The sequence below is a fragment of the Streptomyces sp. NPDC055013 genome (assembly GCF_053608645.1).
On sequence record NZ_JBSGVW010000001.1, the window covers coordinates 190,022 to 208,629 of the forward strand.

At 70.7% G+C, this 18,608-nt stretch carries 20 protein-coding genes; 12 read left to right on the top strand and 8 right to left on the bottom strand.

All coding sequences use genetic code 11. The features are described from left to right. Positions 1-203: 203 nt before the first annotated feature. The 5 genes from ACWGDB_RS00815 to ACWGDB_RS00835 are packed head-to-tail and all read left to right on the top strand — an operon-like array spanning position 204 to position 4,542. Complete coding sequence (locus ACWGDB_RS00815; protein ID WP_453820734.1) at positions 204-1,931, top strand: ATP-binding protein; 1,728 nt, start codon at positions 204-206, stop codon at positions 1,929-1,931. Between the two features lie 5 nt (positions 1,932-1,936). Further along, on the top strand, positions 1,937-2,347 hold the full coding sequence (locus ACWGDB_RS00820; RefSeq protein ID WP_328420191.1) for a roadblock/LC7 domain-containing protein: 411 nt from the start codon (positions 1,937-1,939) through the stop codon (positions 2,345-2,347). Next, positions 2,344-2,715, top strand: coding sequence for a DUF742 domain-containing protein (locus ACWGDB_RS00825; protein WP_362385710.1), 372 nt, complete (start codon positions 2,344-2,346; stop codon positions 2,713-2,715). The genes ACWGDB_RS00820 and ACWGDB_RS00825 overlap by 4 nt, the downstream gene beginning before the upstream one ends. Further along, positions 2,696-3,301 (top strand): GTP-binding protein, encoded by a 606-nt coding sequence (locus tag ACWGDB_RS00830; RefSeq protein ID WP_453820403.1) that lies wholly within the window; start codon positions 2,696-2,698, stop codon positions 3,299-3,301. Before ACWGDB_RS00825 ends, ACWGDB_RS00830 begins: the two co-directional genes overlap by 20 nt. Then, on the top strand, positions 3,298-4,542 hold the full coding sequence (locus ACWGDB_RS00835) for a cytochrome P450 (RefSeq protein ID WP_453820404.1): 1,245 nt from the start codon (positions 3,298-3,300) through the stop codon (positions 4,540-4,542). The genes ACWGDB_RS00830 and ACWGDB_RS00835 overlap by 4 nt, the downstream gene beginning before the upstream one ends. Before the next feature lie 69 nt (positions 4,543-4,611). Here ACWGDB_RS00835 and ACWGDB_RS00840 read toward each other — a convergent pair whose 3' ends face one another. The 3 genes from ACWGDB_RS00840 to ACWGDB_RS00850 all read right to left on the bottom strand — a co-directional run bounded on the left by ACWGDB_RS00840 (position 4,612) and on the right by ACWGDB_RS00850 (position 9,794). Next, complete coding sequence (locus ACWGDB_RS00840) at positions 4,612-6,342, bottom strand: hypothetical protein (RefSeq protein WP_453820405.1); 1,731 nt, start codon at positions 6,340-6,342, stop codon at positions 4,612-4,614. Positions 6,343-6,632: 290 nt separating this feature from the next. Further along, entirely contained in the window at positions 6,633-8,267 is a 1,635-nt protein-coding gene (locus ACWGDB_RS00845; RefSeq protein ID WP_453820406.1) for an amidohydrolase, read from the bottom strand. Between the two features lie 21 nt (positions 8,268-8,288). Then, positions 8,289-9,794, bottom strand: a complete 1,506-nt coding sequence (locus ACWGDB_RS00850; protein ID WP_453820407.1) for an APC family permease — start codon at positions 9,792-9,794, stop codon at positions 8,289-8,291. 139 nt (positions 9,795-9,933) lie between these two features. Between ACWGDB_RS00850 and ACWGDB_RS00855 the strand changes: the two genes are divergently transcribed. The 3 genes from ACWGDB_RS00855 to ACWGDB_RS00865 all read left to right on the top strand — a co-directional run bounded on the left by ACWGDB_RS00855 (position 9,934) and on the right by ACWGDB_RS00865 (position 11,644). Then, the gene (locus ACWGDB_RS00855) at positions 9,934-10,692 is read left to right on the top strand and encodes a TetR/AcrR family transcriptional regulator (protein WP_453820408.1); all 759 of its coding nucleotides are present in this window, start codon (positions 9,934-9,936) and stop codon (positions 10,690-10,692) included. Between the two features lie 15 nt (positions 10,693-10,707). After that, complete coding sequence (locus tag ACWGDB_RS00860) at positions 10,708-11,172, top strand: pyridoxamine 5'-phosphate oxidase family protein (RefSeq protein WP_453820409.1); 465 nt, start codon at positions 10,708-10,710, stop codon at positions 11,170-11,172. 79 nt (positions 11,173-11,251) lie between these two features. Continuing rightward, positions 11,252-11,644 carry a VOC family protein gene (locus ACWGDB_RS00865; protein WP_363036273.1) on the top strand — a complete coding sequence of 131 codons (393 nt, stop codon included), beginning with the start codon at positions 11,252-11,254 and terminating at the stop codon, positions 11,642-11,644. Positions 11,645-11,714: 70 nt separating this feature from the next. Here ACWGDB_RS00865 and ACWGDB_RS00870 read toward each other — a convergent pair whose 3' ends face one another. Then, positions 11,715-12,026, bottom strand: coding sequence for a DUF4235 domain-containing protein (locus ACWGDB_RS00870; protein ID WP_383601483.1), 312 nt, complete (start codon positions 12,024-12,026; stop codon positions 11,715-11,717). A gap of 24 nt (positions 12,027-12,050) precedes the next feature. Then, the gene (locus tag ACWGDB_RS00875) at positions 12,051-13,064 is read right to left on the bottom strand and encodes a glutathione S-transferase family protein (protein ID WP_453820410.1); all 1,014 of its coding nucleotides are present in this window, start codon (positions 13,062-13,064) and stop codon (positions 12,051-12,053) included. A 120-nt stretch (positions 13,065-13,184) separates the two neighbouring features. On the opposite strand from ACWGDB_RS00875, the gene ACWGDB_RS00880 reads away from it, so the two are divergent. Then, the gene (locus ACWGDB_RS00880) at positions 13,185-14,156 is read left to right on the top strand and encodes a cation diffusion facilitator family transporter (RefSeq protein WP_453820411.1); all 972 of its coding nucleotides are present in this window, start codon (positions 13,185-13,187) and stop codon (positions 14,154-14,156) included. A gap of 109 nt (positions 14,157-14,265) precedes the next feature. Here the strand turns inward: ACWGDB_RS00880 and ACWGDB_RS00885 are convergent, their stop codons facing one another. Further along, on the bottom strand, positions 14,266-14,715 hold the full coding sequence (locus ACWGDB_RS00885) for a nitroreductase family deazaflavin-dependent oxidoreductase (protein WP_383631394.1): 450 nt from the start codon (positions 14,713-14,715) through the stop codon (positions 14,266-14,268). An 82-nt stretch (positions 14,716-14,797) separates the two neighbouring features. Continuing rightward, on the bottom strand, positions 14,798-15,448 hold the full coding sequence (locus ACWGDB_RS00890; RefSeq protein WP_453820412.1) for a LysE family transporter: 651 nt from the start codon (positions 15,446-15,448) through the stop codon (positions 14,798-14,800). 305 nt (positions 15,449-15,753) lie between these two features. On the opposite strand from ACWGDB_RS00890, the gene ACWGDB_RS00895 reads away from it, so the two are divergent. Further along, complete coding sequence (locus tag ACWGDB_RS00895; protein WP_453820413.1) at positions 15,754-16,962, top strand: cytochrome P450; 1,209 nt, start codon at positions 15,754-15,756, stop codon at positions 16,960-16,962. 51 nt (positions 16,963-17,013) lie between these two features. Continuing rightward, entirely contained in the window at positions 17,014-17,214 is a 201-nt protein-coding gene (locus ACWGDB_RS00900) for a ferredoxin (protein WP_453820735.1), read from the top strand. A gap of 261 nt (positions 17,215-17,475) precedes the next feature. Here the strand turns inward: ACWGDB_RS00900 and ACWGDB_RS00905 are convergent, their stop codons facing one another. Further along, a complete protein-coding gene (locus ACWGDB_RS00905; protein WP_453820414.1) occupies positions 17,476-18,036 on the bottom strand; it encodes a TetR/AcrR family transcriptional regulator in 561 nt (186 codons plus the stop codon). 108 nt (positions 18,037-18,144) lie between these two features. Between ACWGDB_RS00905 and ACWGDB_RS00910 the strand changes: the two genes are divergently transcribed. Next, complete coding sequence (locus tag ACWGDB_RS00910; RefSeq protein WP_453820415.1) at positions 18,145-18,603, top strand: nuclear transport factor 2 family protein; 459 nt, start codon at positions 18,145-18,147, stop codon at positions 18,601-18,603. Positions 18,604-18,608 lie beyond the last annotated feature (5 nt).

An 18,608-nucleotide genomic window follows, 5' to 3' on the forward strand; every position in this document is an offset into this window, starting at 1 on the left:
CGACGTTCGTGCGCTTGGCTGACAGTGACGGAATACTCACTTCCGTGAACCTGCGTGGTTGATCCTTTCGTGTTCAAACCCGATAAGCTCCCGATCGGCACTGCGAGTTGACCCGGTCGCGATCGGTCACCTTGCGGTGCGTACTCATGAGTGCGATCGCCCAGCACACCCCCCTTGTTTGATCGTCGCCTCGAAGGATGCAGATGGAACTCGCCACTCCGCCCCCGGCGGCGCGGCCCCCTGTCGCCTGGTACAGCTGGTGGCTGATGCCACTGGCTTTAGGAGGTGGGACCGTTGCCGCCACGTTCATGAGCTCGGAGCGAATAACCGCCGGCATCGCCGGTGTCGCCGCGACCACCGCCGGCGCCGTGTGTGTACGCCTCCTGCTGCGCACCCGGACGCAACTGCGCCGGTCCGAGGGCGACTTCCGCACCTCGCAGGCCGAGCACTCGCAGCAGTGGCAGCAGCATGTCGCCGGCCTGGAGCGGAAGTACAGCGCCGAGCGCGGCGGCCTGGAGAACCGGCTCGTCGAGCAGGCCGGCGCCTATGAGGCCCAACTGGCCGAGCAGGCCCGCTCCTACGAGGAACGCCTGGCCGAGGAGAGTACCTCCTACGAGGAGCGGATCGCCGCCCAGGCCAAGTCCTACGAGGCCCAGCTCGCCGACCAGGCCGAGGTCTGGCAGGAGCAGCTGACCCACCAGCTCGCCGCGGTCGCCCGGCTCGCCGACGAGCAACTGCCCGAGGCGCTGCGCCAGTTGCGCGAGGGCGAGGCCATCGACGACGTCCTGCCGAGCGTCAACCAGTGCGCGAAGGTCAGCGCCGAGCTGCAGACACACCTGCGCAGGGTCCTGCGCACCTCGCTGGTCGGCGTCGAGGAGGAGTTCAACCGCTCCACCGCCGCCGAGCACGCCGTGGTCGGCATCGGCAGCCGTATCCACGTCCTGACCAGCAAGCTCCGCGGCCGGCTGCACGACCTCCAGGGCGAGCACGGCCGACTGCCCGCCGTCGCCCGGGGCCTGATGGAGCTCGACCAGGCGATCGGCCCCGCCGACTGTCTCGCCGCCAGCGTCACCGTCCTCGGCGGCTCCGACCGGCCCGGCCGGCAGTGGCAGGAGCCGCAGCGCCTGCTCAGCGTGGTCCGCGGAGGCATCGGCCGGATCAAGGACTTCCACCGGATCGACGTACGCCACCTGCCCGAACTCGCCGTCGACGGCGGCCTGGTGGACCACCTCACGCTGATCTTCGCCCACCTGCTGGACAACGCCGCCCGCTACTCGCCGCCCACCGAGCCGGTCGTCGTCTCCGGCAAGGAGGTCCCGAACGGCGTCGGCATCGAGATCCAGGACTCCGGAAAGGGTCTGAGCGAGGAGAAGAAGCGCGAGGCCGAGCACGCTCTGGCGGGCACCGCGCAGGGCGCGGGTCTCGGCGGCGTCTCGGAGGACGCGAACATCGGTCTGCGCGTCGTCGGCATCCTCGCCCGCCGCTACGGCATCCGCGTCACCTTCGCGGACTCGCCGTGGCTGGGCACCTCGGTGGTGGTCGTGGTCCCGCACAAGTACTTCAGCCAGCTGCCCGCGGCCGCCTCCGCCACCGCGGCGGTGACCGCCCCGACGGCACCGGCCGGCGCCGTGGCACCGGCCCGCGAGCCGGCTGTCGCCGAAACGGCCCCGGCCGGCCTCGGCGACGCCATGGACACCACGCCCGGCGGCCTGCCCCGCCGGCGCAGCAAGCGGAACGAGGAGGCCCGCCACGAGCGGGCCGGGCGCCCGGAGCGGGACGACGACACGACCTCCGTCGTCGCCGTGCCGCCCGACGCGTCCTTCGCGGGCCTGGCCGCCTTCGCCACCGCGGGCCGCGAGCCCGGCGAGGAAGGCGGGCCGGCCGACGGCCGCCAGTCCACCGAGCCGCACAGCACTGAAGAGAGCGACTAGTCCTCATGACGCAACAGGGAACCGACGTGAGCTGGGCGCTCCGCGACCTGGTGGAGAGCATCCAGGAGATCAACTTCGCCCTGGTGGCCTCCAGCGACGGCAAGGCCATCACCTCCTACGGCGCCGAGGACCCCGACGACGTGGACCGCTTCGCGGCCGTCGTGGCCGGGCTGCAGGCACTGGCCCAGCCGGTCGCCGAGCAGTTCCCCAAGTACGCGGGGCAGCTCAGGCTGGCGATGATCGAGGTGGACGGCGGCCACCTCTTCGTCGTACGGGCCGGGGTGGAGACCTATCTCGGCGTCCTCGCCCGGGAAGGCCTCGACCAGGGCCTGCTCGGCCATCAGATGAGGGACCTGGCGCGCAGGATGGGCGAACTGCTCGGCACCACTCCGCGCCAGGAGGAGCACTCTGGATGAGTGCTCCCCGCCGGCCCACGAACCCGTCCGGTCTCGAGCGCTACTACGTCCTCACCCGGGGCCGGAGCGGGCCGGGCGGTTCGGCGTCGAGCCTCGACGTGGCGACCCTCATCGTCTCCCGTACCGCCCCCGCACCGGGGTTGCAGCACGAGCACGAGGAGATCCTCCGGCGTTGCCGCGATCCGCTGTCGGTGGCCGAACTCGGCGCCCATCTCGGTTTGCCCTTCAACATTCTCGCGGTGCTGCTGACGGATCTGCTGGAGGCAGGCCACGTCGAAGCCCGTGACCCCATCTCGGCACACCACGCCGGCCGCGGGCCCGACCTCGCGCTCCTTGAGGAGGTACTCAGTGGACTTGAAAGGCTTTGACCAGCCGGGCGGGCCCGGTTCCGGGGGCACCCGCTCGGTGAAGGTGATGATCGCCGGCGGCTTCGGCACCGGGAAGACCACCATGGTCCGGTCGGTCAGCGACATCAAGCCGCTCACCACCGAGGAGACGCTCACCCAGGCCAGTGCCGACGTCGACCACCTCATCGGTGTCGCCGACAAGACGGAGACCACCGTCAGCCTGGACTTCGGCAAGATCGGCCTCAACGAGAGCCTGACGCTGTACCTGTTCGGCACGCCCGGCCAGGAGCGGTTCTGGTTTCTGTGGAACGGCCTGTTCAAGGGCGCGCTCGGCGCGGTCGTCCTGGTCGACACGCGCCGGCTCGCCTCCAGCTTCCGGGCGATCGAGGAGATGGAGCGGCAGAAGGTGCCGTTCGTCGTCGCGCTGAACGTCTTCCCCGACTCCAAGGACTATCCGGTGGAGGAGATCAGGGACGCCCTCGACATCTCCCCGCACACCCCGGTGGTGGCCTGCGACGCCCGCGACCGGGCCTCCAGCCGTGACGTCCTCGTCGCCCTGATACGTCACTTGAAGGAACGCTCCGCCGTCGCCCTGGAGTCCCGATGAACGCCCAGCCCTTAAACGATCCCGATACGCCCCGCGGTTGCCCCTTCGGCCATGGGACCGACCTCACCAGGCTGTTCGGCCCGGAGGCGGCGACCGACCCGGCCGGAATCTACGAGCGGCTGCGCAAGGAGCACGGCTCCGTCGCGCCGGTGCTGCTGGAGGGCGACATCCCCGCCTGGCTGGTGCTGGGCTACCGGGACAGCCGGCGAGTTCTCGACAATCCCCTCCAGTTCCCCCGGGACGCGCGGATCTGGCGGGACTGGCGGGAGGGCCGGGTCGCGGACAACTCTCCGCTGGTTCCGATGCTCGCCTGGCGCCCCGACTGTGTGTCCCAGGACGGCGAGGCTCACCGCCGGCTGCGCGGTGCCGTCAGCGACGGGCTGCAGTCCGCCGCCGACCGCGGTGTCCGGCGCCACGCCACGTACTTCGCCAACAAGCAGATCGACGCGTTCGCGGACTCCGGCCGCGCCGATCTGGTGGCGGACTACGCCGACTATCTGCCGATGCTGGTGACCGCCCGCATTCTGGGGCTCGCCGAGGCGGAGGGGCGTCGCCTGGTCGAGTCCTGCGCCCAGGTGATGAAGGGCGGCGAGGACGCCGTCACGCACGACGGCGTGATCAGGGAGATCTTCGGTGAACTCGCCGAGCGCAGGCGGTCCGAACCCGGCTCCGACCTCGCCACCGGCCTGCTGGAGCATCACGCGGCCCTCGACCACGACGAGGTCGTGGCCCACCTGCGCGCGGTGCTGATCGCCGCGCACGTCACGACCAACCTGCTGGCGCGGGTGCTGGAGCTGGTCCTGACCGACGCCTCCCGGCTCGCCGGGCTGGTCAGCGGTGAGCTGAACATCTCGGCGCTGGTCGAGGAGGCCATGTGGAACTCTCCGCCGCTGGCCGTCCTGCCAGGGCGTTTCGCCGCCAGCGATGTCGAACTGGGCGGGCACCGCATCGAGGAGGGCGACCTGCTCGTTCTCGGTCTCGCCCCGGGCAACCTCGACCCGGAGATCCGGCCCGACCTGGGTGTCTCGGTGCAGGGCAACCAGGCGCACCTGGCGTTCGGCGCGGGCCCGCACGAGTGCCCCGGGCAGAACATCGGGATGTCAATCATCGAGATCGCGGTGGACGTCCTTCTGCACCGTCTGCCGGGCCTGCGCCTGGCCGTGCCGCCGGAGGAGCTCAACTCGACCGCGTCCACATGGATGTCCCTGCTGGACAGTCTGCCGGTCGAGTTCGAGGTATAGGCGCTGAGACGCCGTTGCCCGGCCGGGCAACGGCGTCGTCCTCGTCTCACACGGAGCAGGGCTGAGGCGTCAGCCGTCGAGCCAGTCGCCTGCGAGGTCCGTGGGACGGTATCCCGTGGCGTTCCAGAGGAAATGCGGGTGGGCGCAGCCGAACATGTAGGCCAGCAGTGCGGTGTCCTCCCTCCCCGTCCGAGGGTCGTGCAGGGCGTAGAAGAACTCGGATCCCACTGCGCCGGAGTCCTCTTGGACTTCACGGGCGCGGGCCGTGGACGGTGTGCCGCTGGATGCCTCCACGGCGGCGATGTACGTGCGGCGCAGGATCTCCCATGTGCTGTCGGTGTTGCCGTGCCAGGGGCCGTGCAGTCCTTCGAAGGCATGGAGCTCGGCGTCGAAGAGGGGCCATGTCTCGGGGTATTGGGCTCGGCAGCGTGCGGACAGCTCGGCGGTACGGGCGCTCAGATCCGGTGCGGTGGGCCGCGGGGCGATGGTGAGGGTGGTGCCGTGGGTGAGGATGCCGGTGCATGCGTTGGGCTGAAGGTCGCACAGCGGGCACTCCTGGGCCGGGGGGAGGCCGTCGGTGATGCCGTCGAACCACAAGGCGTGGCGGCCCGTGAGCCCCAGCCAGACGATGGTGCTGGGCATCAGCCAGGTGTTCCACATCGGGGAATGCGCCTCGGGCATGCAGCCGTACTTGACCATGGCGATCGCGCCGGCAGCGTAGAGGGCCTTGGTGTGGGTGGGCATGTCGGCGAGCCAGAAGTTGCTGATCTCGCCGGTGAGGGCGTCGGCTCGTACGTCGACCATGTCGTCGATGACGCGACACAGCAGCAGGGCGGCGAGGTGTTCCTCCTGCCAGAGTTCGGTGTCGGGTGAGACGTGCCAGAACAGGCAGTCCATCATCTGCAGGAGCGAGTAGGTGCTCTGGCTGAGCGGGTTGGTCTGGGGGAGTGTGACGCTGCCCGCGTGGTGCCGTTGGAGCCAGGACTCGTCGACGGATCGCTTGTGGGCTGCGTAGAGTCCGCAGACCAGGGCTCGTGCGGTGTTGGTGCTGAAACTCTCGGCCAAGCGGCCTTCGATGAGTTGGGTGAGCCGCGTGGTGTCTATGGTGTCGATAACGCGTTTGTATTCATGGAAGAGCAGGATGTCGTCCTCGAAGCGATGGCGGTAGCCAAGGTCCCGTTCGAGGTCGTTCATCTGCCGGGCCAGGACCCATCCACCGGTCAGGACGCTGTCGAGTTCCCGGTGATACGGCCAGGTCTTGACGGTGAGGGGACGACCGGCGCTCTGCCGCCAGGCGTAGTCAGCCGGCGTGCGTGCGGGGGGCGTGGGCAGCCGACGGCACAGCGAGCAGGCGCAGTCGGTTGCCTGCTCCTCCTCGCGCGGCGGGGTGAGTGCCCGGCTCCTCCAGGCTCCTTCCAGCATCGTGCAAGTGAGTCGGCAGATCTCGATGTCGGTGCCGACTTGGGGGAAGGCTTCTTCGATCACGCGCAGGCTGGCATCGAGCCGCCTCAACCTGGCGTCACCCTCCTCATCGGGCGGGACGAACGCGCGCGGCGCCGGATTGAGGGCTCCCCTCACATGCAGCGTGGTCCCGGCGTCAGGGGATCCGAAGGCGTCCAGCCGCTGCTGAGCGGCGTTCTGGCAATCTCGGTACTCATCCGTGCACGCGTTGATGTGTTGCCCGAAGAGATGGGCCAGGGCGTTCCCCGCCTCCGCCGGCTGGAGCCGGGCGCTCGGCTGCGCCGGGAGCAGGCTGCCGGTGGATGTCCCCGGACCACCGCCTACGACTCGAGATTTCACACCGGTCTCCCTTCAAGCTGTGGTCCTGGCAGCGGAATCGATCGGCCGTGGTTGTCGGCCGGTCGCGTCCGAGGAGCTTCCGTACGTTCCGCGACGGCCTCGCCGTACAGCCGGACTCACGTTTCGGGGGACGCGGCGAGGTCTCTCCCCGCCCTGAGAGCGGGCGGCCGCACGACCGCCCGCCCATTCGAACTCACCTTCCCGATGCGCAAGTTGAAACGAAAAGCGCTACGAGACTGCCCGGAGGGTAAATGATCTACGCGTAACCGGACCGTGATCTCCGTTACTGCTCAAGCCTCATGAGCTGCGTATACTCGCGCGCCCCCGACGTAAGTGACAGCTACACGCGCCTCCGCGATCTCCCCGGGCGGCCCGTCGAACGGATCGCGGTCCAGGACCACGAGATCCGCCAGCGCTCCCGCACGGATCTCGCCCGTGTCGTCGAGGTGGTTCACATACGCCGAGCCCGCCGTGTAGGCGGTCAACGCCTCGGCGAGTCCGATCCGTTCGCCGGGCAGGAACACCGGCGTGTCGCCCTCGCCCGGCGCCACCCGGTTGACCGCCACATGGATGCCATGCAGCGGATCGGGACTGCTCACCGGCCAGTCGCTGCCCGCCGCGAGCCGCGCGCCCGAACGCAGCAGCGCGCCGAACGGGTACTGCCACGCGGCGCGTTCGGGCCCAAGGAACGGAATCGTCAGCTGGTCCATCTGCGGCTCGTGCGCGGCCCACAGCGGCTGGATGTTCGCCGTGGCCCCGAGTCGGGCGAAGCGCGGCACGTCGGCCGGCTGGACAACCTGGAGATGGGCCAGGTGGGGTCGCGTGTCGCTCGGTCCGTTCGCGGTCCGCGCCGCCTCGATCGCGTCCAGTGCGTCGCGTACGGCCCGGTCGCCCAGGGCGTGGAAGTGGCACTGGAAGCCCAACGCGTCCAACTCGGTGACGTACTTGGGCAGCTGCCCCGCGTCGATGAAACTGGTGCCCCGGTTGGCGGTCGCGCAGCCGCACTTGTCGAGGTAGGGCTCCAGCAGCGCCGCCGTCCCGGTCTCGGCGACGCCGTCCAGCATCAGCTTGACGGTCCCGGCGCGGAAGCGGCCGTGGCTCAACGCGGCCCGCTTCTCGACCAGTTCGGGAATCTGCTCGGCGCCGCGCTCGCGGTCCCACCACAGTGCCCCGACGACACGGGCGGTGAGCGAGCCGTCCCGCGCGGCCGTCAGATAGGCCTGTGACGGGTCGTCCATGCCGAGGAAGTCACCGACCAGCGCGTCCTGCCAGGCCGTGATGCCGAGCGCGTGCAGATGCCGCTGGGCGTGCAGCAGGGCCGCCACCCGGTCGGCCGCGGTGGCGGGCGGGGTGAGCCGCCCCACCAGCTGCATCGCCCCCTCCTGCAGGGTGCCGCTCGGCTCGCCGGAGGCGTCCCGGTCGATCCGCCCGTCGGCAGGGTCGGGTGTGTCGCGTGTGATGCCCGCGAGCGCGAGGGCGCGGCTGTTGACCCAGGCGCCGTGATGGTCGCGGTTGGGCAGATAGACCGGCCGGTCGGGCGCCACCGCGTCCAGCAGCTCCTTCGTCGGCGTACCGCCCTCGAACGCCTCCATCGACCAGCCGCCGCCGGTGATCCACTCCCGTTCGGGATGCGCGTCGGCGTACGCGCGCACCGCGGCCAGGGTCTCGTCCGCCGTCTTCGCCCCGGTGAGGTCGCACTGGGTGAGCTCCAGCCCCGCAGGCACCGGATGCACGTGCGCGTCCTGGAATCCGGGCAGCAACAGCCGCCCGGCGAGGTCCACCACCTCCGTCCGCGGTCCGGCGAGATCGTGCACCTCATCCCGCCCTACGGCAGTGATGCGGTCGCCGGTGACGGCCACGGCGGTCGCGGCGCGGCCCTCGGGAGTGAGGACGGGGCCGCCGGTGAAGAGGAGATCTGCGTGCATGGTCCGCTTCCTGGTAGGGGGTTATCGGGAGGAGGTGGCGATGAGCCGGGGCGCGTCGGCGTCGGTGCCCCTGCCGGTGCGGAAGTAGGGCGACCTGCGCACCCACTTGGCCCAGGCGGCGGCCACGAAGCCGGACGCGATCATCGCCAGGGGGGTGGCCAGCAGGAACCAGCCGTTGTCCGCGCTGATTTCGAAGTGGTCGGCGGAGGTGTAGAACGACCAGCCGAGGTAGCCGCCGAGGCCGAGCAGGGCGGCCGCGCTCATTGCGGGGAGGACGACCGCACGTATGCCCTCGCGCCAGTCCTCGTGCAGAAGGGAGCGGAAGCGCACGGCGGCCGCGATGGCCGTGAGGGCGTAGGACAGGGCGACCACGATGCCCACGGCGCTCACCGTCGCCATGATCATGTCGGCGAGCCGGGGGATGACCAGCGCCAGTCCCGCGACCACCGCCGCGAGCGCGCCGATGAGCACCGTCCCGGCGGCCGGAGTGCCGTACCGGGGGCTGACCTTGGACCACACCGGCCCGAGCGTGCGGTCCCGGCTCATCGCGAACATCGCCCGGGCCGTGGGAATCACCCCGGCCTGCAGGGAGGCGACCGCCGAGAACATCAGGGCGATCAGGGGGAGCGCCGCCCATGGCTGGGACGCCAGCCGGTCGCCGAAGAAGGCCAGGCCCTCGGCGCCGTGGCCGACCAACTCCTCCTCGGACAGCACGCGTTGGAAGGCGATCGAGCCGAGCAGGAACAGGCCCAGCATGGTGAACAGGGTGGTGAGGCCGGCCCGGGAGGCGTCGCGCAGGTCGCGGACCTCCTCGTTGACGCTGAACGCCGACTCGAAGCCCCAGTAGCAGAACACGGACAGCAGCAGCCCCTGCGCGAGCGCCGTCGCCGAGGGGATCGCGAACGGGTCGAACCAGCTCAGGCTGAAGTCGTGCGGGCCGGTGACGATGCCGTATCCGCAAAAGCCCAGCAGGACGACGTACTCGAAGACCAGCAGCCCGGCCTGGAGGCGCGCGGCGGTGCGTATGCCGGACACGGCGGTCAGCGTGACCGCCACCAGGACCAGGATGCCGACCGCGGTCGTCTGCGCGGTCGAACCCGGGTCCAGCGCGAGGCCGCCCACCCGGTGCAGCCCGGCGTCCCCGGCCAGCTGGAGCAGGGCCGAACCGGTGACCGCGGTGGTGTACGCGAGGAACGCGAGCACGGCCACGAGATTCACCCAGCCGACCATGAAGCCCAGCCAGGGCGTGAGTGAACGGCCCACCCACACATAGCCGTTGCCCGCGTTCGGCTCGACCTTGTTCAGCCGGGAGAAGGCGCCCGCGATGCCCAGGACCGGCAGGAACGCCAGCAGCATGATCGCCGGCAGATGCAGCCCGACCACACCGGCCGTGACGCCGAGCCCGATGCCGATGCTGGTGGTCGCGGCCGTGCTGGACGCCGCGATGGCGACGCCGTCCAGGACGCCGAGGGACTTGCGCAGCTCGGGCCGCGCGGGAGGGTCGACGCTGTAGGGGTTGTCGGACATGGCCGGTCTCCGCTCGCACCGGGGGGCCTGGGCGGCCCCGATGAGCGGACATGAAACTGTCCGGGGGGTTAACAGGTCAACGGTGTTGTCGTAAGGTCTCGCCCAGCGACCCCCGTATCCACCGGCCCCGGAGGCGCCCATGACCGACCGCGTCGTCCCGCCCACCGCCCGGCAGCGCAGGCGCCCGACCAAGCAGGGCGTCGTCCTGTCCGAGGAGCTGATCGTGGAGACGGCCCTCAGGCTGATCGAGGAACACGGCACCGACGCCCTCTCGGTACGCCGCCTCGGCCGTGCGCTCGGCGCCGACCCCAGCTCGCTGTACCGGTACTTCCGGCACACCGACGACCTGATGCTCGCCATCGCCGACGAACTCATCGGCCGTACCCTGCGCACCTGGCGTCCCACCGGCGACTGGCGGGCCGACCTGCGGGATCTCGGCCTGCGCATGCACGCGGGCGCCCTCGCCCATCCCCGGGCGGCGGTGCTCAGCTCGTACCGGGTGACCGGCCGGGCGTACGAGATCCAGGCCGTCGAGACCATCCTCGGCGTGCTGCGCGATGCCGGGTTCCCCGACGCGGACGCGGTGCGGATCTACCACGCCTTCGTCGACCAGGCCCTCGCGTACGGCGCCCTCGACTCGGCGAGCGTGGCGATGCCCAGGGCCGCACGCGAGGCGGAGGTGGCCGTCTGGCGGGCGACGTACGCGCGGCTCCCGGCCGACTCCCACCCGCACATCGCCGCCACCGCCCGCCATCTCGTCGCCGACATGCCCAACAGCTCCTATCCGGCGGCCCTGGACCTGCTGCTCACCGCCGCCGCGGCCCGACTGACGGAAATCCATCCCCGGGCGGGACGTCCGAGGGCCACACTGGACCCGCCCGTCGACGCCGTTCAGTGAGGAGACCGTTCGCCGATGACCCGGCCACCCGCACGCCCCGCCAAGCAGCGCAAACTGGACACCCTGCACCGACTGGAACACGACGAGGACGTGTGGGTCGCCACCGCGGACGCCGCCGGGGGAGTGCCGTACCTCGTCCCCCTGTCCTTCCTGTGGGACGGCTCGACCCTGCTGCTCGCCACACCGGCCACGAGCCCGACCGGACGGAACCTGAAGGCGACCGGCAGAATCCGCCTCGGCATCGGGCCGACCCGCGACGTCGTCATGGTCGAGGGGACGGTCGAGACGATCACCCCGGCCGAATTGTCCCAGGAGGAGGGCGACCTCTTCGCGACCAGAACCGGCTTCGACCCGCGCCGACTCAGCAAGCCCTACCTGTACTTCCGCGTCCGGCCGACCCGGGTGCAGGCCTGGCGTGAGGCGGACGAGCTGGTCGGGCGGGAACTGATGCGGGACGGCGAGTGGCTGGTGGCGGACTGAAACCGCCCGGCCGGGACACCCGTTGGGGTGCAGGCGACGGGGCAGGACCGTCCCGTGCCCCGGACCCTTCGGAGGAGTCATGCCACTGGTGAAAGCGGGCTTCGTGGTGCTCGACTGTGCCGAGCCCGAGAAGCTCGCCGAGTTCTACCGGGATCTGCTGGAAGGCGAGATGACGGACGCGACCGCCAACCGCGTCGAGATCAGGGGCGCCGATGGGACCCGGCTGGCGTTCCGTCGCGACATGAACGCCACCCCGCCGAGCTGGCCGCGCCCGGAGAACTCCCTCCAGGCCCACCTGGACTTCGTGGTGGAGGACCTGGACGAGGCGGAGCGCAAGATCGTCGGACTCGGCGGCCGTCCGGTGGAGGCCAAGGACGCGGCAGGCCCCTACGAGGAACGCGGCTACGCCGACCCGGCCGGCCACTCCTTCATGCTGCGCACGGTGGCCCCGACGGCACCGAAGCAGGGCTGAGTTCCTCCGCCGGCACCGAAGCAGGACCCCGGTCCTCCCTCGGTGCCGGCGGGACCGCCGGGGCGGGCCGTCAGTCCCGGCCGCCCTTCTCGCTGACCGGCCACACTCCCGTCGAGCGCTCGATCGCCTTCGCGCCCGTGCGGTCCGCCAGGCTGCGGGCCGCCGCGAACAGGGCGCCCTGCACCGCTGCCGCGAGCACGATCTCTCCCCAGCCGCGGTCCCGGTCCAGGGCGTCGGGGGCGTCCTCTTCATGCCGGATCGCCATCCAGGTCTTGCGGAAGGCGAGCCCGGCCAGCGCCCCGCTCGCCCAGCCGAGGGCGAATCCGAGGGGCTTGTAGGCGAGGGGGAGCTTCATCTTCTTCTGCTTGTTCTTCTTGGCCATGTGCGTCTGCGCCTCCTTCGTCGGTCAGGGTCGTCCTTGCGCCGGTACGCGCTCGGCCTCGGGAACCGGCCCGGGCGGTGTCCCGTCGCCGAACGGACTGCCGCCCAGCTCCTGACGGTGATGCGGCGTCAGCCAGCCCGACAGGTCCGGCCCGAGGGGCACGATTCCGGTCGGGTTGATGCCGCTGTGGACTTCGTAGTAGTGCCGTTTGATGTGGTCGAAGTCGACGGTGTCACCGAACCCCGGCGTCTGGTAGAGGTCGCGGACGTACGCCCACAGCACCTGGTTCTCCGTCAACTTCCAGCGGTTGCACTTGAAGTGGCCGTGATAGACGGCGTCGAAACGCACCAGTGTGGTGAACAGCCGGATGTCCGCCTCGGTGATCGTGTCGCCGACCAGATAGCGCTGTCCGGCCAGTCGGTCGGCCAGCAGCTCCAGCCGCCGGAACAGACGCGCGTACGCGTGCGCGTACTCCTGCTGCCCGGTGGCGAAGCCCGCCCGGTACACCCCGTTGTTGACGTCGTCGTAGACGTCCGCCATCACGGCGTCGATCTCGTCCCGCAGCCCCTCCGGATAGAGATCGGGTGCCCCCTCGCGGTGCAGGGCCGTCCACTCGGTGGCGAGGTCGATGGTGATCCGCTGGTAGTCGTTGGTGACGAGGCGGCCGCTGGGCATGTCCACGATCGCGGGCACGCTGACGCCGCCCGGGTAGTCGGTCTCCCGCTTGTCGTAGGCCTCGCTGAGGAAGCGGATGCCGAGCACCGGGTCACGGTCGTCGGGGTCCAGCGTGAAGCGCCAGCTGCGGTCGTCCTGGATCGGGTCGGCGACCGCCAGCGACAAGGCGTCCTCCAGGCCGAGCAGCCTCCGGGACACCAGTGACCGGCTTGCCCACGGACAGGCACGGCTGACCACCAGACGGTAGCGCCCCGCCTCCACCGGCCAGCCGTCCCGCCCGTCCGCGGTGATCCGGTCCGTGAAATGGGCCCTCGACCGCTGGAACCTCTTCCTCCCGTAGGCGGTGTTGCCCCCGCCGCTCATGACCTGGCTCCTCTCCGCCGAACACGTCTGCCGCTTGCCGGGTTCCCCGATCTCACCGAGTCCCCCGAAATCCGCCGACGGCACGGTGTGAGCCCCGACGACCGGGGCAGTCAGTGACAAATGAGCAGCGCCTCCAAGGAACCGAACGCCGACCACAGGACCCGCGTCACCGTTCTGGTGGCGCTCGCGGCCAATATCGTCATCGCCGTCGCCAAGGCGGTCGGCGGACTCCTCGCCCAGTCACCCGCGCTGCTGTCGGAAGCGGCGCACTCCGTGGCGGACAGCATGAACGAGGTCTTCCTGCTGGCCGCGCTGCGCCGCAGCCGCCGCCCCGCCGACGCCCGCCATCCCTTCGGCTACGGCAAGGAACGCTTCTTCTGGTCACTGCTCGCGGCCGTCGGCATCTTCGTGATGGGCGGGTGCTTCTCGTTCTTCCAGGGCTTCGAGGCGCTGCGCGGCGGCGGCGAGGAGAAGTTCACCGGCTATGTGGTGGGCCTGGTCGTGCTCGGTGTCGCCTTCGTCGCCGAGGGCCTGTCGCTACTGCGGGCGCTGTACCAGGTACGCCGGCAGGGCGGCGTCGGGGGCGGCCTGCGTGACCCCGCCCTGCGCACGGTCGTGGCCGAGGACGGCACGGCGGTGGTCGGGGTGACCCTCGCCTTCGCCGGCATGGTGTTGCACATGGTCACCGGGCAGGTCGTGTGGGAGGCCTCCGCGTCGCTCGCGATCGGCGCACTGCTCGTCTACGTCGCCTTCCGCCTGGGCCGCGACGCCCGCGACCAGCTGATCGGGGAGGCCGCCGACCCGGAAGCCGCCGCCCGGATCCGGGCGCTGCTGGAGGCCCAGCCGGAGATCGACAGCGTGGAAGCCCTGCTCACGATGAAGACCGGACTGGAAACGGCTCTGGTGGCCGCCCGGGTCGATCTGGTGCCCGGGATCGACAGCGAGCAGGTGGAGGAGGTCGCCGTCCGCATCAAGCGGTCCATCGCCCGGACCGTGGCCGAGGCGGACCAGATCTTCCTCGACGTGACCGAACGTTCCGCGCGTGAGGCACAAGAAAGCCCCGCCGCGACGGGGGAACGCGGCGGGGCCTGACGCACGTGTGCCCGGCGAACGGGGGTTCATGCGTTCCCCGGGAGAAAAAGTTTCCGGATCCCTGACCGGTCCCTGCGGGAGGCCCGGTCCGGCCTTCTTCGGGGCCTGATCAGTCCTGGTCGAACGGCTCCAGGACGAACACCGGGATCACCCGGTCCGTCTTCTGCTGGTACTCGGCATAGGGCGGATACGCCGCGACGGCCCGCTCCCACCACTCGTCCTTCTCCGCACCGGTGATCTCGCGGGCTTTCATGTCCTGCTTGGTCGGACCGTCCTGGAGCTCCACATGGGGGTCGCCCTTGACGTTGTGGTACCAGACCGGGTGCTTGGGCGCCCCGCCGAGCGAGGCCACCGCGGCATAGCGGCCGTCGTGCTCCACGCGCATCAGCGGCGTCTTGCGGATCTTTCCGCTCCTGACGCCACGGGTCGTGAGCAGGATGACGGGCCGCCCAGTGTTCATCAGGGTCGTGCCCTTGGTGCCGCCGGAGCTCTCGTACAACTCCACCTGATCGCGGACCCATTTGGTGGGGCTGGGCTCGTACTCGCCGTCAAGAGGCATGGCATCGGTCCCATCGTCGTGTCCTGGTACTGACTGACGTCGTGCTGCAACACCGTTGCGTGCAAGATTCATCCTGCGGCGACTACACCAGCATCCGCATGCCCAACGCCAGGATCACGCCGCTCGACACCAGCGCCGTCACCAGCCGCCCGCGATGCCCCGTCAGCACGCGCCCCAGCAGCGCCCCGCCCCCGGCGAGCAGCAGTTGCCAGCTCGCCGACGCGGCGAACGCGGCCAGGACGAAGACGCCCTGGTCCAGGGGTTGCACGGGGCCCGTCGCGCGGGTGCCGAGGACGAGGGCGGCGAAGTAGATCACGGTGGTCGGGTTGAGCAGGGTGATGCCGAGCAGCGTCAGGTAGGCGCGTGCCGGACTCGGGGGAGGGGGCGTGGTGCGGGTGGCGGCGAGCCGGTGGTCGCGGTACTGACGTACGGCGGTCACCGCGCCCCGTACCGCGAGGGCGGCCAGCACCAGGGCGGAGGCCCAGCGCAGCGGCACCAGCACCGGACGCAGCGCGGCGGCCAGGGCGGTGCCGCCGAGGGTGGCGACGAGGGCGTAGAGCCCGTCGGCGGTCGCCACGCCCAGCGCGGCGCAGATGCCGGTCCGCAGGGACGTGCGGGCGGTGAGGGAGACGAGGTAGGTCGCGACCGCGCCGACGGGTATGGCGATGCCGAAGCCCGCGAGCAGTCCCGCGACGAGCGCGGCGGTCACGACGCGGGATGCGTCGGCCTCCACGGACGGCCGGGCTGCTGCTGGACCGGCACCGGGAGAAAGGTGTCGGTCAGCGGCAGGAAGGCGATGGTCGTAGGCATGGCCGGATTCTGTGGGTGGCGGCCGCCCGCCGACAAGCGAATTTCTGCGGGGATCCGGCCGGGCGGGCCCGAGATCGAAGCTCTGTGCGATCTTCCCCCCGCTCCGTGCGACCATCCCCGGCCAGATTGCCCGTGCGGCTGATCTGGCCGAACTTGACGTCGCCCATTGGATGCCCCGGGCATCTAATGAAGATCGGCACGACGCACTCTTCGTCTGCGAGGTCTTCCATGACGGACATGACGGAATCCCACACCGTCGCCTTCCCCCAGAGCCGCACCTGTCCGTACCAGCCGCCCACCGCCTACGACCCCCTGCGCGACGCGCGCCCGCTGGCCCGCGTGAAGCTCTACGACGGCCGACTCGTCTGGCTGGTCACCGGCCACACGCTCGCCCGCACCCTGCTGGCCGACCGGCGACTGTCCACCGATCCCAACCGGCCCGAATTCCCCGCGACCAATGCCCGCTTCGCCGAGGTCCGCCGCCGCAGGACCGCGCTGCTGGGCGTCGACGACCCCGAACACCGCGTCCAGCGGCGGATGATGATCCCCAGCTTCACCCTCAAGCGCGCCGCCGAACTGCGCCCGCGGATCCAGAGAATCGTGGACGAGCGGATCGACGCGATGATCGCCCAGGGGCCGCCCGCCGAGCTGGTGAACGCGTTCGCCCTGCCGGTGCCGTCGATGGTGATCTGCGCCCTGCTCGGCGTCCCCTACGCGGACCACGACTTCTTCGAGGGCCAGTCCCGCAGGCTGCTGCGCGGGCCGACGGCCGCCGACTCCATGGACGCACGCAGCCGCATGGAGGCCTACTTCGAGGAGCTCGTCGACCGTAAGCAGAAGCAGGGGGAGGCGGCCGACGGCGTCCTGGGCGAACTCGTCCACCAGCAGCTGCGCAACGGCGATCTGGACCGCGAGGAGCTCATCGCCATGGCGATCATCCTGCTGGTCGCCGGCCACGAGACGACCGCCAACATGATCTCCCTGGGCACCTTCACGCTCCTCCAGCACCCCGACCGTCTGGCCGAGTTGCGCGCCGACCCCGGACTGCTGCCCGCCGCGGTCGAGGAGCTCATGCGGATGCTGTCGATCGCCGACGGGCTGCTGCGGGTCGCCGTCGAGGACATCGAGGCGGACGGCGAGACGATCCGGGCCGGCGACGGCGTGCTCTTCTCGACCTCGGTCATCAACCGCGACGAGGCCCTCTACCCCGACCCCGACACCCTGGACTGGCACCGCCCGGCCCGCCACCACGTCGCCTTCGGCTTCGGCATCCACCAGTGCCTCGGCCAGAACCTGGCCCGCGCCGAGATGGAGATCGCCCTGCGCACCCTCCTGAACCGGTTGCCGACCCTGCGGCTTGCCGCCCCCGCGGAGGAAATCCCCTTCAAACCCGGCGACACGATCCAGGGGATGCTGGAACTCCCCGTGACCTGGTAAGAGGCTCCGGTCATGCACAACGAAACGCGCGAAACGCGCGAAGCAGACGAAATGCACATCGACATCGACCACGACCTCTGCGTCGGCGCCGGCCAGTGCGCCCTGGTCGCCCCGTCCGTCTTCACCCAGGACGACGACGGCTTCAGCGCGGTGATCCCCGGTCGCGAGGACGGCGGCGGCGACCCCATGGTGCGGGAGGCCGCCCGGGCCTGCCCGGTCAGCGCCATCACCTTGTCGGAAAAGGGGAGTTGAGGCCCGGCCCATCGAGTACGGCCCGGTTGGCCCGTAGCTCCGTCGCCGCACTCGGCGGCAGGGCTGCGGGGCCGGCCCGGCGGATGTCGGGCGCCGGCAGCGACGTCTCGCCGATCTGCCGGTGCCGGCCGAGCCGGGCCCTGGGCCCTGGCGTCGAATCCCGCCCGTCCGACGGCGTCTGCCGCGCACGCGCGCCACGTTGCCGGGCGGGCGGAGCGTCGCCGCCGGGCCACCCATCACCCGCGTCAACAACCCTGCGGGTCAATACACCCAGCGTGCCGCCAGCAGCGACCGCGCCGCCTCCCGGGCCTCGTCCGCCGGTTGCGTACTGCCCGTGATGCCCGCCGTGACCATGGCTCCCTCGGCCAGCAGATACAGCTGCCCTGCCAGTGCGTCCGGCAGCCCGGCCGCCGTGACCAGTGAGCCGAGGTAGTCCCGGAACGCCCGCTTGTGTGCCCGGACCTGGTCCGCCACCCGCTCCGACCGGGCGCCCAGCTCGCCGTACGAGTTGATCCAGGCGCACCCGCGGAAGTCCGCCTCGCCGAACCACTCCTCCAGCCAGTCGAAGACTGCCAGGAGGCGCTCCTCGGGGTTCGTTCGCCGCTCCACGTACGCGGCGAGCTGCCCGCGCCAGCGCACGTCGCGTCGCTCCAGATAGGCCTCGACCAGCTGCTCCTTCGCCGGGAAGAGCTGATAGAGCCGCTTCAGCGAGACCCCGGACGCGCCCCGGATGTCGTCCATGCCGACGGACTGGATGCCGCGGCCGTAGAACAGCTGCTCCGCGGCGTCCAGTGCCTGCTCCCGGGCGGTTGCGCTGTCCATGTATGGCCTCTCCTTGACGTGAGAACGTGCGTTCTCCTACGGTAGCAGTCAAGGGGAGAACGCACGTTCTCCCCATCTCTTGCCGCCGTTTCGACCCCGGAGGACGACATGACCGACCGACCGCCCCTGCCGCCGTTCACCCGCGAGAGCGCCGCACAGAAGGTGCAGGCCGCCGAGGACGCCTGGAACACCCGCGACCCGCACAAGGTGGCCCTCGCCTACTCGGAGGACTCCGTCTGGCGCAACCGCGGCACCTTCGTCACCGGCCGCGCCGAGATCGTCGAGTTCCTCACCGCCAAGTGGGCGCGCGAGCAGGAGTACGCGCTGCGCAAGGACCTGTGGGCCTTCGACGGCGACCGCATCGCCGTCCGCTTCCAGTACGAGTGCCAGGACGCCGACGGCCGGTGGTGGCGGTCGTACGGCAACGAGTTGTGGGAGTTCGACGGGCACGGGTTGATGACCCGGCGCGAGGCGAGCATCAACGACGTGCCGATCGAGGAGAAGGACCGCCGGATTCTCGGCCCTCGGCCCGAGAACGAGCGCGGGCTCAGCTTCCCGCTGCAATAGGCCCG